The sequence below is a fragment of the Bacillus cereus group sp. Bce041 genome (assembly GCF_052646455.1).
This window is the reverse complement of record NZ_JBQXON010000035.1, coordinates 1-12,897: the sequence shown is the minus strand read 5'-3', so window position 1 is coordinate 12,897 and position 12,897 is coordinate 1. Positions and strand designations below refer to the sequence as shown.

Below are 12,897 nucleotides of genomic sequence, written 5' to 3'. Positions count from 1 at the left end.
CAAACAACAATGAAACAACAAGTAAACAATTTTCGAGTGAGGAAGTAGCGATTCTTAAAGAAATGATAGCTAATTTTAAACAAGGTGATTTTGAGGATAATGACTCTTTGTATGTTCGTCTTAAATCTAGATACACAGGTAAAGAGAGAAATAATATTTTCTTAAATGTAGATATTCAAAAGCGATTAGAAGAATTTTTGAATGAAAATAATTTGGATCGTAATAAATCATTAATTGTAGAACTTGCTCTTGAGGATTTCATGAAAAAATATAGTAAGTGAGGTTTTTAAATGTTTAGTGCTATTTATGGAGTTATTGCTATTGTTGCAGGTGCTTTTGCTTGGGTAGCAACTGGAAAGTATCTTGATTCTTTTGAAACTCCAAAAGAAAAAGAACTAATTAATGGTTCTGGTAGAAATACTTCTGGAAAGAAAAATTTCGTTAGAAAAAGTATTGGTGTTAAGAAATTTACTAAAAGTAAATTTTAAAATACTATGTATCGTTTGCTATACTGATGAAAAATAAAAAAGAAAAAAGAAATGGAGATTGATAATAAAAGGGATAGAGGATATTAACATTATGCCACGACCAAGAAAACCACTAGAAGACAAGATTGATACTATATTTGTAAAAGTCCCCAAAAAAGTTATATGGGCATTTGAAGAGTTAGGAAACAAAAATGAAATAGCGAGTAAAATCATCATGGACTACTACAACAAGAATTTAGCTAAAAAAGATTAGTAATTTCCTTTCTTTTTTTTACAATTTATGCGAACATGTTTATGTGCGCGCGAATATACGTTCGTATAAATTTCGAGAACAAAAATTACAGGAGGAATCAATTTGGCATATCTAATAAGTAAAACAGCGGGAGGAAAAAGGTATTTTTATCTTGCTCAATATAGCAGTAAGGAAAAATATACAACGTGTAAATATAAGCTTTTATATAATTTTGGGAATGAAAGAATTGCACTAGAAAGATTATCTTTGTGGGCATTAGATAGAACTTTTATTCCAGAGGAATTAAAGGAATTAGGGATTTCGCTTGAAGATGTGAAGAAATTTAGGGAAAAGGTTGTTCGATTAGTTAAGAAAGTTTCTTAGTGCAATTATTATTCATTTATTATTATGTTTAATTTATTAGATTTTGATTAGGGGTTATTTTATGTTGAAAGAATTAGAAGAAAAAATAAAAGTAATTGAAGTATTGATGTTTTGTTTTAGTTTGTATGCTTTATTGCCTTATGTTTATGATTATTTTGTTTTGAATTTTAAAATTCCTCAAATTTTAACGGGTGATCCAGGGAGGATTTTTGTGATTGGTTATGAAGCTTTTATATTAATATCTTTGTTCTGTATGACGGTTTTTAATTTTAAATTGAATAAAAAAAGAAGAAAATTAATTGGTTGAAACGAAAGTTTTAACCAATTTTTTTGTGTTCAATCTGGTATGTGAAATTATTAAAAATGGTGGAACTTTTTAATGATATAAAATATCTATGGAATGAATATGCGAGTCGAATTTTTTCGGGTTCAGTGAGTCATGGGGGTACGGGGGGGAGCGCTGTAATTCTATGATCCAGGGAAAAAAAGAAAACGGGAAACAAGAATTTTAAAAATCGAGAAATTCGGATTTTAAAAAATAAGAGCAAATAATTTTCAGTCATTCGTTTTGTGGAAAATAGCAGGAAATTTATTTATGATATGTCATATATTCCAACCCAAATTCCAAAACAAAATAAAAATAGTTGCAGTCCCACTCGGTGCGTCAACACCGAGCAGGGATTACGAAGTAGGCAAATACTTCACAACCGAGCAAACGCTCACTACAACTATCTACGTGCTATTATACACATTTCGTATGTGTATGTATATGCATGTTTTTAGATGTATACGTATAACAGGACAAGTATGCCTTCTTTTGACATTAAGAAGACAGACTTGTCCTTTTTTATTTTGTTAAATGAGGTGAGACAGTTGAACGAAACGTTGGTAAATACGGATGCTGGAAACATTGTGGTAAGCCATACGATGACACTTGGAGATGTGATTATATCGACTCTACTTGTTCTTATACTATTCGTTATGGTTTTCACTAATATCAAGGGGAGATTTTAAATGTATCAAGTGCTATTAGGAACACCAAAAGACATAGCAATCTTATATTTCGCAGCCTTTCTGGTATGTTTTCTACTCTACCCAGTCGCAATTATAAGTATGAACATTATTACAAGGGGAGCAGAAAAATGGAAATAGGAGGACTTGTTTTACAAGCATTTAAAGTTTTCGCAGGTAATCCAGATGTTGTTTTTATCATTATAAGTTTTGCTGTTCTTTACTCTGTTGTATTTACGTTAATTGGGATATATGAAAGAAGTAAAAAAGCAGAGGAGTAGGGGAGTTGGAATAGTTGTTAAGTAATGTTTATGATTGGGATTTTTTTTGGAACACTTTTGGAATGCTTTTTAAAATGAATTCGTCTTTCGTCATGATTGTTATTGCCATTTCGGCAGTTTGTCTTTTAATCGGTGGAGTAATCGCAGCCGTTATGCAGAAGAAGAAATAATTTATGAAACTACCAGAGTATGAAACATTTCTAGCAGGGGATACCTTATCAGATTTTTGGAATCTGGTTAAGTATTTTGTGTTTTATGGCGCTTCATTAAACATGGTGTATTTCGCTTGTGGGGCTGTTTCTCTTTTGATAGTGGGAATTGTTGGCGTTATAACTAAAAGGCGAAGAATCGAAGACGAAGACGAAGATGACGATGAATATGAATACTATCATTACAAATGACATTCTCTAGCAATTTGCTAGTGAAATATATATTAAAAATGGAGGTTTTTCAAAATGGTTGATTTTTCAAAAGTAGCGGTAGGTTTTACAGCAACAGATTTAGTTGGGTCAGCAATGTCAATTATGACGCAATATAAAGAATTTATTTTAGCAGGTCTTGCGGTTGTGTTTGCACCTAAACTATTCGGTTTAGCTCGTGCGGCATTGGCAGCGCGTGGAAGTAAGGCGTAAATAAAAATAAAAAAGGGCGTGTGTGCGCCTTTTTTTTAGATAGAAAGGTGCAACTTTTTAAATGATACATAAAAACACATTAAACAAATTATTGATGTGTGTTGGAATGGTTTTATCTTTGTTCGTTCGAGTTGGTCCGGTGTTTGCTGATGGCCCATCTTTTCAAATGTTGGGGAGTAAAGGGGTATTCATAGATAACAAGGGGCTTGTTGGTGGTAAATATAGCGTTACAGTGAGGGTTGCGGATGCTAAAGACGTTGTAACGTTCCAATTAAGCGAACTAATGCTTGTAAATGATTGCTCTTTTAATTTCGGTTTAACGAAATGGGTTAGACCAGAGCAAGAAAAAAATGAATTCGATATTAATGTAGATCGTAATGGTACGTATGCCTTTTACATTTTTGTAAATGGAAAGGTAAAGGGATATGTGCGTTTTAAGGTTCGAGGATTTGAAAGTAATGGTGAGGGACGTGGTGTTACTCAATATTCAGGGAAGATGGCTGAATACTATGAGTTACCACCTGAAATGGTAAACCCTGAGGATTTCAGAGACTATGATGGCAAAAACGATGGGATTTGTACAAATGAAAAATTACCAGATAAGCCACATGGTTCGGGTGATATAGAAGAACCGAAGGAAGACGATAAAGGGAATGGCAATAATAACAATGGTGGTAGCAACAAAGATTTGCAAGATATAAAAGATAAATTGAATGAGATCAGCGACAAAATACCACCTGTTCCAGATTGGGACAAGGTTGCTGAAACGTTTGCGGACAAGATTAGTCCAAAACTAACTAAAGATATAAAAGATATGTTAGGAGAAGCGCCAGACCCGCCAAAACCACCACCACAAATCCCGAAAACAGATAATAAGGGATTGGATAATCGGCAACCAGAATTTAAAGATAATCCTGATCTAGAGAAAGCGAAATTTACAAAGGATGATATTAAGGACGGTGCGCCAGAAATAAAGTTCGAGGAAGATAAGTCTGGGGGATTCGATATAAAAGACCCAATGGACAATTTGCCCGATTTACCTGATGAAATGCCAAAGCCTGGTGAAACAACGCCAAGTGAATGGGGAAAAAATAAACCAAAAGAACCAGAACCACAAGAAAAACCAGTACCGAAAGATAAAGAGAAACCAAAAGACCCGCCAAAACCAAAACCAGATGAAATAAAACCACCAAAACCAAATGAAGGTGATAGCGGTTTTCCGAAGCCGAAGGAGGACGGAGGGAAGCCACCGAAACCAAAAGAGGATGTAGGGAAACCACCAAAGCCGAATGAAGAAGGTTCAAAACCACCAAAACCAAATGATTCGGGAGATAAACCACCGAAACCAAATACAAATTTAGACCCGCCAATACCAAATAATCCGTCTGGTTCGTTTGGGAAGTACAAGCGACACCCAGGAGACCCAGATGGCTCAGGTTAAAAGGAGATTGAGAGATATGAAGACAGTAGCAAAACGAGAAATGAAGAAACAATATAAGGCATTGCAAATACTAAATAGCGAGTTTTCGGGATTCATAGGGAAGCTTGGGGAAAATCATAGTTTGAGTGAATCTGAAAATAAGACGATAGAGAGTATGAAGCAATATTTTGAGCATACAAACAAGTTATTCGTACAACTGGAGAAATTAGTGTCTTAAAACCTTGCTGACAGCTTTTAAACGGGGGAGGGATACATAATGTACCTGTCAACGGTAAGCGGAACGTAGTGAGCATTAAGGAGTTGACAGGGCATCTTTCCAAAGACCCTCTTGCAGTCCTCAAAACGCAGTACGTTTTGGGCTGGCTACCGCCGAGGGAAGCCCCTTGGATAAGGGGTTTGGGGATGGATGTTTTACAAAAGGAGTGAATCTATTGTTTTTTAAAAAATGCATATTGATGTTGTCGCTTGCTATTGTGACGGTTCTATCTATTCCTAGTTTTGCTAACGCAGAGGAAAGTAAGAATTTATTAGGAAGATTCTATGAGACAGATGTAAGAAATGGTATAAAAAGATACGATTTGAATGGTTCATTTACGGTTGACCGTTATTATATTCGTGGTACGAATAATTCAGCAAGTTCTGGTTATGTTTCGGTTAGATTTTTAGATTCAAACAATCAGTTAATATGGTATTCAGTTGATTATAAATTAGAGTATCCTCGACCGTCCGATAGGGGTAATGCTTATGAAGAAAAATTACGTAATCCGATTTCTAATATAAGGTATGTAGAAATAAAAGGTAGTGGTAGGATTTTTGATTTTAGCGTATTCGGAAAAGAATACATACCAGAAATCACTAATCTTAAAGAGAAAGTAGAATCTACAAAAGTTACGTTTAATTGGGAGAATCCTACCAGTGAAAAAGTATCAGCAGTTAATTTATATCAAGATAAGAAACGTATACAAACTTTTGAGATTAAAGATAATGTGACGTCTTATGTTGTTGAAGGTTTGAAACAAGGTAAAAAATATGATTTTACATTTAAAACAGTTGATAAAGAGGGAAGAGAAACAACTGGTGTAAGTAAAAGGATAAGTATTGATGCACCTTTGCTTAATCCTCCTAAAAATGTATATGTAACACCACAAAATGGGAGTTTAATAATCAATTGGGAATCCGTTAACTCTGAATTTTTAAGGGGTTATAACGTTTATGTAGATGGAAAGAAAGTAAATGATGGATTGTTAACTTCTAATAAATTGATATTAAGGAATATGGAGAATGACAAGAAATATAGTATTCAAGTAAGTGCTGTTAATTCAGAAAGTAAAGAAGGAGATAAGAGCGAAGCTGTTATTGAATCACCTTCTAAAAATTCAACAACGATTGAATATGATTTGAAGCCTCCTTTAACAGCAATGGAATTGCTTGAAACGGCAGGGACTATTGTAATGTGGCTGTCACCATTTATTTTAGTGGGGATTGTGATTATATGGTTTAAGCCATTGAAAGAGTTAGTTGTAAAAGCGGTTCTGGATCATAAGAAAAAGGGTGAAAAGAAATGACTTTATTGTTTGATGCAGTAATGACAACGATTTTTTTAAAAATGATGCCGTATTTAACACCTCTTGTATTTGCACTTAGTGTATTAATGTTTGCTGATAAACTTATTGTTCTTGTTTATTCGGCAACAGGTTTCCGTAAGTAATGGGTGTAATTGGTGGTGCGTTTAAAAAGCTATTTGGACTTTTGTGGGACTGTATAAAGTGGATTGGAGAGTTTATTTATAATCTCTTCCAACCCTTTATAGATGCGATTTTAAACGTTATACAAGTGTTCTTAGATATTTTGGATGCTATCTTGTATTTCTTTTATATGGTTGGTGTCGTAATCGTTAAAGTGTTTACGCTCATTTTTCAGACAGCAAAATTATTGTGGTCGTTGGTTGTTGGATTCGGTAAAACTTTAGCGAGTTTACAGTTTACTCCTGGTTCTTCTGGTCATGGATATTCGGCGATGATAGGAAAAGTATTCGGTATCGCAGAATCGATGCAATTGAATTCTGTTGCTTATATCATGCTGTTTATCTTGTGGTTTTTCACCGCAATTTCGGCGATGAAGTTAATTTCATCTATAAGGGTAGGCGGTGATTGATATGGGAGTGAAAGAGAAATTAAGGTCGTTTATTGATTCTATTTTTGATCCGATTGTTAGTTTTTTGGACTTGTGCATCGAGAAGTTACAAGGAATAAACATGGTAACAGCGCAGGGAATTAACGTTGGTAAGTATTTATCAGTGTTTGGAGATATGCCAACAGTTTGGCAAACTCTCGTCGTATCTATTTTGGGTTCTGTCACTCTTTTAGGGGGATTAATCATTTTTAGATCATTGATGAGAATCTATTACAGTGCTAAGGAAGGTGTTAAGTGGTGGTAGAAGCATTTATGTATATGTTTGTACTTAGTTCAGGCGCTTCATTTGGCGTTATGATGGTGTTTTTTATAGCAATGAAGATTTACAACAGAAAAAGAAAAACGAAGCATACAAGCGTTATAGGGTAGGTGTAAAGGGATGTTGAATTTCAGTAAGTTTAGCAGGCAAAAGTTGAAAGAGGAGGATTTCTTCCCTCAAACGAATGACGTTTTAATTATTTTTGATGAAGACAATAAAACGAGTGATATTAAGCGGATTAGTAGTATTTCTGATGGAAAGATATTTGTAAATGCTGAATATATGTTGCCTTTAGATGATTGTGAGGTAACTAATAGTACGACAGGGCGGAATTTCTTTTGTAGAGCGCCTAAAGAATATATACAGGAAACCAGAAGATTAGCGGAACTTGAGAAAAGTATGGTTCTTTCGAAAATTACGCAATACAAACCGAAACCAGTAGAAAACCCAATGGATTATACGAGAATAGCGCTGTTTGGGCTTCTTGCATTGTGCATTATTGTATTTGGTTGCACTAGTTGTTCGAATAAGGAAGAACCGCAGCAAGTACCGACTCAAACATATCAACAGAGTAAATAAGGGGTGAATTTCAATGAGTAACAATGCTGAAACGTTACAAGGCGTTATTACAGATAATCTATTCCCGGAAATGCAACATATAAGCGATGTAAAGCAAGTTTTGGAGGAAATGCAAGGGAATGCCCAAGAGTTACAAGAAGCGCAAATACGGGGCATTATCTTGCTAAGAAAGTTAGGGGAGAATACATATCTTCATGGTGAAGAAAATCCATATGAGCCGATCATTAAATTCATTATGAAGAGTAAAGTTCATGTTGCTGATCCGGATTACTTTATCAAAACGATAGAAGCATTAATACCAAAGCCACCAAAACCGATTGTAATGGCGGAAAAGGTAGGTAAGAAGTAAATGCATCACATGTTTATACAAGGGCCATTAGGACAAGGGAAAACGGCGATTATGTCAATTTTAGCCCACTATTGGAAGCGAAAGGCGGAAGAGAGAGGGGCAAATATACAACTCTTTTCAAACTATGGATTAAAGGATTCTTATCCGATGACTCATTACACGGATTGGTACCAAGTTGCTGAAGCTCAGGGAAGCATTTGTTGTTGGGACGAGTGTCAAATGGCTTTCTCGAATAGGAAATGGGCACAGCATGGTTCTATCATTGCGACAGAAGTAATGATGTACACAAGAAAAATGCTAAGTATTCAGATGTATTGCTCGCCGTCTATTCAAAACGTGGATAGTCGTATTAGACAGATTGTAGAAGTGTTAGTCGATGTTCGTAAAGTCGGTAAGAAAGGTTTTTCATTACGATTTACAGATTATCAAACAGGGGAATTCTTGAACAAAACGTTTCTTCCGATGAGTACGGCCAAGAAATATTTTGCTCAAAATTTATATGACACTTATGCGATGGTTCAATCTTTCCCGTTACCACCAAATGAAAGAGAATCTAAGGCATTTTTTGAAACATTAGAAGAGATACATAACAGGTCAAGAAAGAAGAAAGTTCGTTTAGATAAGAAGGGAGCATAAAAATGATTGCCGAGTATTCAGTTTTACCAAATACATTTAAAGATAAGGACCCAAGAAACCTTTTATATTTCACGCCAAGCCTTCCAGTGGTGCGTTTTGCGAAGTTGTACCAGGAATTTGCACATTATAAACAGTTACAGTTGGCTGAATCAATGGCGAGGAAATTCAATTGTATCTTAGTTCCTTTAGAGTGTATGAATTGGCGTAGGGCTAAAAAATTCGGTCATGATAAAAAGGTTAAAGTTGGACGTAATTCGTATTTCATGATGCATCCAAGTGAATTAACTAGAAATGAAAAAAGAAAACTCGAAGAATACATTGAGGAAATGAATTATAGTTCGTGAATATAGAAGAAAAAGATCCTAAGAAGATCCAGGGAATGCAGAAAAAATAGCTTAAAATCCGAACAATAAGGGGTAGGTAAAATGTATGATTTATCGTTGTTTGTGGGAGGGGCTTTATTAGGTGCGTTTGTTGTGAGTATGTTTTTCATAGATAAAGCTGAAAAGGAGGAAGTGGCTTGAAAGAAATAACAAAGTCAGAAGCCTTTAAAACGTCTGTATTGAATGCTTTGTTTGCTGTAGTGCTTTTGGTCATTGTTTTTATTTTTGTCCAATACAGCGGATAAGGGGGCTTTAAAGTGATATTTGCATGTTTGGGAGTAGGGTTGGTTTTGCTTTTTGAATTATATGATCTAGTAAATCTAATTTGGAAGAAGGTAAGAAGATGATAACGACAAAGGGATATATTGTTATGTTAATTGCTATTATGTGTTTGTGGGCTTGTGATTGTGTTTATAAAGCGATAAAAAGCGATAGAAAGGTAGATGGAAATGAAAACAATAACATGTGAACAAATGAAATTTTATTATTTTATTGGAGAGATGAAAAAATATAACGAAATGAAAACAATATCTAGTGAGAATTACCAGGTGGAAAAATACGCTACGAACGTTGATAAAATAACATTTTTAAAAAATATAAATTACATAAACTCGGATATTTATAAAAAATATTGTATTTAAAAAAGTGTAGATAGGAGGAATGAAAATGGAAAACAGTCATGAGTTTCGTAGATTCAGATTTATGATGATCATTTTATTTTTATATTCCTTAATATCATTTGGGATTTTACAATTAGGATTCGTTTATTTAAAAGATTTTTTAATTTTAATAGCAATGATGAAAGTTGCTAGTGGTATGGCTCTTGTTATATCAATCTTTTCTTTATTAAGTATAATTGCTATTAATTTTTCAATAAGGGTAGCAAAAATGGAGCTAGAAAAGGAGAATTTGAATGAAAAATATCGCGGGGAAAATAATTGATAGTGAAGGCTTTCAGATGTTACTCATTTTATTTGGACTTTCTACACCTTTACTGTCAATTTATATAACGTTATGGCTGTTTTGGTAATAGTTTAAAAAAGTATGCGCAGGAGGAATGAAAATGAATTTTGAACAATTTTTCAATATAAGTTTGTTCGGTTTATTGATAATAGTAATACTAATTATGCTAAATCATTTATTATTCGATAAAAAAGAAGGTGCTTTCAAAAAGTACACAAAGAAATAGTTTAAAAAAGTATACTTTATGATATGAAAAAGCGTCCCTATGAAACTAGGGGTTTTTTGCTATCATAAAGTATATTTTTTAATTTTGATAAATATCAAAAATACCATTGACTTTTTGATAGACAAAAATATATAATCAATTTATCAAAAAGTTGGTAAGGGGTTATGATAAATGAAAACGTTTGGTTATATTCGAGTGTCTTCGAAAGACCAAAAAGAAGATAGACAGATTAAGAAAATGTTAGCTAAGGGTATTGATGAAAGAGATTTATTCATCGATAAAGTTAGTGGCAAGGATTTTGAGCGCCCTAGATACCAAATTTTAAAGCAAATGGTAAGAGAAGGGGATATGGTTGTATTTGATTCTATTACCCGTATGGGACGAAATATGAACGATACAATGAAGGAATATGAGTGGTTCGTTGAAAATGGAGTTAATCTATGTTTTATAGAAGAACCAATGATCGATACGAATAACGAATCAGATGATGTTATGAAACAAGCAATACAGAAAATTATTCTTACAATGTTAACGGCATTTGCTGAAAAAGAGCGTAAAGAGATTAAAGCTAGACAAGCTGAAGGTATAGCGGTTGCTAAGGAGCAAGGTGTTAAGTTTGGTAGACCTTCTATAAAAATTCCGAGTAACTGGGATAAGAATTATAAAGAATGGAAATCAGGTAATATTACGGCACAAAAATTTGCTCAAAATGTTGATATGTCTATTGCTACATTCTATAGAAAACTAAAACAATATGAGCAAGATAAAAAAGAAAAAGTTTGCTAGTCTCTTTTTTTTGAGCAGTTGGCGAAATTTAGGGAGGCTTGCAGGAGCTTGTTAAAAGAAAAAGGGAATCGTAGGGAAGCTCATTTTAAAAAGCGAGGATTCTAAAAGACATTTATAATTAGAATATGGTTTTAGAAGTGGGGTCTGGGGAGGATTCCCCAGAAAGAATTTGAGCATCGCTCAAATAGTTTTTTCTTATCTTGATAGTATTGTGAACAATTCAACGCGACGAACAAGCCTTCATCCGTTGATACTCTAAGGCGGAACGTGTTTTTTATGGGTAAAAACTTTTTCATTTTTTGTAGAAAGGAAAAACAGCATGAATAAATTCGATAATTTAATAGTTTTATCGGATGTTCGGGAATCTGATGGCAAGGAAAGACCTTGGCAAGATAAAAAAGAACGTTCGTTAAAAATGGCCGATGCTTTTCAAGAAGCAGGTCTTGAGAAAAAAGCAGCACGTATGTGTACGTGTGGAAATGTTTTAGTCTTTAATAAAGAACAAAGCGGAATAAAATTAGCATATGCTCAATTTTGCCAAGTAAGACTTTGCCCAATGTGTACATGGAGACGATCATTAAAGATAGCTACTCAAAATAAACAAATTGTAGAAGTTGCGAATGAACGGCAACGATTGAGATGGATATTTTTAACCTTAACTATTAAAAATGTTGAAGGTCATGAATTGAAAGATACGGTTAAGCACTTAATGAAATCGTGGAATCGGTTTATGGGTTATAAAAGGGTAGAAGAAAGTAATTTAGGTTGGTTTCGGGGTTTAGAGATAACTAGAGATAAAGAAAGAAAGATTAGTAAAAAACGTTATAAGAAAAACCCGAAGTATTATGATTCTATAGGTGTTCAAGCGGGTGACGAAAATCCAAATTATAATACATATCATCCACATTTTCATGTATTAATAGCAGTGCCACCAAATTATTTTGGGAAGAATTACATAAATCAAAAAGAATGGACAAGCCTTTGGAAAAAAGCTATACAAGTTGATTACACACCGATTGTTGATGTTAGACCAGTAAAGGTAAGAAATAAAAAGAAAAGTATTTTTGATTCTATTTATGAAATAGAGAATGCTATTGAAGAACAAAATGCAGTTTTTGAGGTTTCGAAATATCCTGTTAAAGATACTGATATAGTTAATTTAGATGATATTGAGGAATCGGCTGAAGTTGTAAAAGTAGTAGATCGGGCTTTGCAATTTACAAGACTCATTGCTTATGGGGGATTGTTGAAGGACATAAAAAAAGAATTAGGCTTATCCGATGCAGAAGCAGAGGACGCAGACCTAATTCAGATAGAAGAGAACCAAAAAGACGAAATTGCTGAAGAAATTCAACAAGTAACCGCCTATTGGCACTTTGGATTGAAAAACTATGTCCTTCAATCATAAAAACAAACCAAATACCAAATTTCCAAAACCAAATAAAAATATTTATGATCCTTTTGAGTGCTACCAACACTTAAAAGGATTTTTTAATTTATTGACTATAGTTTATTTTAATATTTTTTGATACGCATGTCATTAGTAAAATCAGGTTGTTGTTAAAAACAAGTTAAAATGTTGTTTAGTTGTTGTTAAAGACTACCTTTATTGTTGTTTGGTAGTTGTTTACATGTTATAATATATTATATAATAAAGATTTATTGATTTATTAGGAGGGTTGTATATATGGATTTTGAGAAAATATTTGAACGTATCCAATCAGGTGAGAAGGTTAAAGACATTGCTAATGAGTTAGGGGTTAGTGATAGTAAAGTGAGTAGAGGGCTTAATAAATCGGGTTTTGAATGGGTTTCTAATAAGTGGAGAAGGAAAGAGGAACAACCTTTGGACAACCAAACAACGACAGAAGAACAAGTTAACGACAATGAAACAACTAATAAGAAACTAGTAAACAACAACAAAACAACTAGTAAGCGACTATCAAACAACAATGAAACAACAAGTAAACAATTTTCGAGTGAGGAAGTAGCGATTCTTAAAGAAATGATAGCTAATTTTAAACAAGGTGATTTTGAGGATAATGACTCTTTGT

At 33.7% G+C, this 12,897-nt stretch carries 26 protein-coding genes and 1 pseudogene; all 27 read left to right on the top strand.

Features of this window, described 5'->3' with window-relative positions:
* Window positions 1-281: pseudogene (locus ACUN13_RS31730) on the top strand (hypothetical protein); the annotation flags it as partial.
* Between the two features lie 9 nt (window positions 282-290).
* On the top strand, window positions 291-488 hold the full coding sequence (locus ACUN13_RS31725) for a hypothetical protein (RefSeq protein WP_440040036.1): 198 nt from the start codon (window positions 291-293) through the stop codon (window positions 486-488).
* A gap of 91 nt (window positions 489-579) precedes the next feature.
* The gene (locus tag ACUN13_RS31720) at window positions 580-741 is read left to right on the top strand and encodes a hypothetical protein (protein WP_001137912.1); all 162 of its coding nucleotides are present in this window, start codon (window positions 580-582) and stop codon (window positions 739-741) included.
* Between the two features lie 102 nt (window positions 742-843).
* Complete coding sequence (locus ACUN13_RS31715; protein ID WP_440040038.1) at window positions 844-1,104, top strand: hypothetical protein; 261 nt, start codon at window positions 844-846, stop codon at window positions 1,102-1,104.
* Window positions 1,105-1,165: 61 nt separating this feature from the next.
* A complete protein-coding gene (locus ACUN13_RS31710) occupies window positions 1,166-1,411 on the top strand; it encodes a hypothetical protein (RefSeq protein ID WP_440040039.1) in 246 nt (81 codons plus the stop codon).
* 566 nt (window positions 1,412-1,977) lie between these two features.
* Complete coding sequence (locus ACUN13_RS31705; protein WP_154213773.1) at window positions 1,978-2,118, top strand: hypothetical protein; 141 nt, start codon at window positions 1,978-1,980, stop codon at window positions 2,116-2,118.
* Window positions 2,119-2,256 (top strand): hypothetical protein, encoded by a 138-nt coding sequence (locus ACUN13_RS31700; RefSeq protein WP_176330821.1) that lies wholly within the window; start codon window positions 2,119-2,121, stop codon window positions 2,254-2,256. It abuts the gene before it with no gap.
* Window positions 2,247-2,396: a hypothetical protein gene (locus tag ACUN13_RS31695; RefSeq protein WP_176330822.1), complete on the top strand. Its 150-nt coding sequence runs from the start codon at window positions 2,247-2,249 to the stop codon at window positions 2,394-2,396. The genes ACUN13_RS31700 and ACUN13_RS31695 overlap by 10 nt, the downstream gene beginning before the upstream one ends.
* A 14-nt stretch (window positions 2,397-2,410) precedes the next feature.
* The gene (locus ACUN13_RS31690; protein ID WP_042888004.1) at window positions 2,411-2,566 is read left to right on the top strand and encodes a hypothetical protein; all 156 of its coding nucleotides are present in this window, start codon (window positions 2,411-2,413) and stop codon (window positions 2,564-2,566) included.
* 3 nt (window positions 2,567-2,569) lie between these two features.
* Window positions 2,570-2,797: a hypothetical protein gene (locus tag ACUN13_RS31685; protein ID WP_086396707.1), complete on the top strand. Its 228-nt coding sequence runs from the start codon at window positions 2,570-2,572 to the stop codon at window positions 2,795-2,797.
* A 54-nt stretch (window positions 2,798-2,851) separates the two neighbouring features.
* Window positions 2,852-3,028 carry a hypothetical protein gene (locus ACUN13_RS31680; RefSeq protein ID WP_002084259.1) on the top strand — a complete coding sequence of 59 codons (177 nt, stop codon included), beginning with the start codon at window positions 2,852-2,854 and terminating at the stop codon, window positions 3,026-3,028.
* Between the two features lie 61 nt (window positions 3,029-3,089).
* Window positions 3,090-4,469, top strand: coding sequence for a hypothetical protein (locus tag ACUN13_RS31675; protein ID WP_440040042.1), 1,380 nt, complete (start codon window positions 3,090-3,092; stop codon window positions 4,467-4,469).
* Window positions 4,470-4,485: 16 nt separating this feature from the next.
* The gene (locus ACUN13_RS31670) at window positions 4,486-4,686 is read left to right on the top strand and encodes a hypothetical protein (RefSeq protein WP_417054975.1); all 201 of its coding nucleotides are present in this window, start codon (window positions 4,486-4,488) and stop codon (window positions 4,684-4,686) included.
* 214 nt (window positions 4,687-4,900) lie between these two features.
* Entirely contained in the window at window positions 4,901-6,034 is a 1,134-nt protein-coding gene (locus tag ACUN13_RS31665; RefSeq protein WP_445424193.1) for a fibronectin type III domain-containing protein, read from the top strand.
* Window positions 6,031-6,177 (top strand): hypothetical protein, encoded by a 147-nt coding sequence (locus ACUN13_RS31660; RefSeq protein ID WP_000173402.1) that lies wholly within the window; start codon window positions 6,031-6,033, stop codon window positions 6,175-6,177. The genes ACUN13_RS31665 and ACUN13_RS31660 overlap by 4 nt, the downstream gene beginning before the upstream one ends.
* Window positions 6,177-6,623 carry a hypothetical protein gene (locus tag ACUN13_RS31655; protein ID WP_000538202.1) on the top strand — a complete coding sequence of 149 codons (447 nt, stop codon included), beginning with the start codon at window positions 6,177-6,179 and terminating at the stop codon, window positions 6,621-6,623. Before ACUN13_RS31660 ends, ACUN13_RS31655 begins: the two co-directional genes overlap by 1 nt.
* A gap of 1 nt (window position 6,624) precedes the next feature.
* A complete protein-coding gene (locus ACUN13_RS31650; protein WP_440040045.1) occupies window positions 6,625-6,906 on the top strand; it encodes a hypothetical protein in 282 nt (93 codons plus the stop codon).
* Window positions 6,907-7,041: 135 nt separating this feature from the next.
* Window positions 7,042-7,500, top strand: a complete 459-nt coding sequence (locus ACUN13_RS31645; protein WP_440040047.1) for a hypothetical protein — start codon at window positions 7,042-7,044, stop codon at window positions 7,498-7,500.
* 13 nt (window positions 7,501-7,513) lie between these two features.
* On the top strand, window positions 7,514-7,849 hold the full coding sequence (locus tag ACUN13_RS31640; protein WP_000069176.1) for a hypothetical protein: 336 nt from the start codon (window positions 7,514-7,516) through the stop codon (window positions 7,847-7,849).
* Window positions 7,850-8,485, top strand: coding sequence for a zonular occludens toxin domain-containing protein (locus tag ACUN13_RS31635; protein WP_000546476.1), 636 nt, complete (start codon window positions 7,850-7,852; stop codon window positions 8,483-8,485).
* 2 nt (window positions 8,486-8,487) lie between these two features.
* Window positions 8,488-8,829 carry a hypothetical protein gene (locus ACUN13_RS31630; protein WP_000559952.1) on the top strand — a complete coding sequence of 114 codons (342 nt, stop codon included), beginning with the start codon at window positions 8,488-8,490 and terminating at the stop codon, window positions 8,827-8,829.
* Window positions 8,830-9,211: 382 nt separating this feature from the next.
* Complete coding sequence (locus ACUN13_RS31625) at window positions 9,212-9,337, top strand: hypothetical protein (RefSeq protein WP_254914743.1); 126 nt, start codon at window positions 9,212-9,214, stop codon at window positions 9,335-9,337.
* A gap of 197 nt (window positions 9,338-9,534) precedes the next feature.
* Window positions 9,535-9,810 (top strand): hypothetical protein, encoded by a 276-nt coding sequence (locus tag ACUN13_RS31620; protein ID WP_440040050.1) that lies wholly within the window; start codon window positions 9,535-9,537, stop codon window positions 9,808-9,810.
* A 121-nt stretch (window positions 9,811-9,931) separates the two neighbouring features.
* Entirely contained in the window at window positions 9,932-10,057 is a 126-nt protein-coding gene (locus ACUN13_RS31615) for a hypothetical protein (RefSeq protein ID WP_440040051.1), read from the top strand.
* A gap of 171 nt (window positions 10,058-10,228) precedes the next feature.
* A complete protein-coding gene (locus tag ACUN13_RS31610; protein ID WP_086396699.1) occupies window positions 10,229-10,843 on the top strand; it encodes a recombinase family protein in 615 nt (204 codons plus the stop codon).
* Window positions 10,844-11,162: 319 nt separating this feature from the next.
* Entirely contained in the window at window positions 11,163-12,251 is a 1,089-nt protein-coding gene (locus tag ACUN13_RS31605) for a protein rep (protein ID WP_440040053.1), read from the top strand.
* A 279-nt stretch (window positions 12,252-12,530) separates the two neighbouring features.
* Window positions 12,531-12,897 (top strand): helix-turn-helix domain-containing protein (locus tag ACUN13_RS31600; RefSeq protein ID WP_445424192.1); only part of this gene is annotated, 367 nt, incomplete at its 3' end.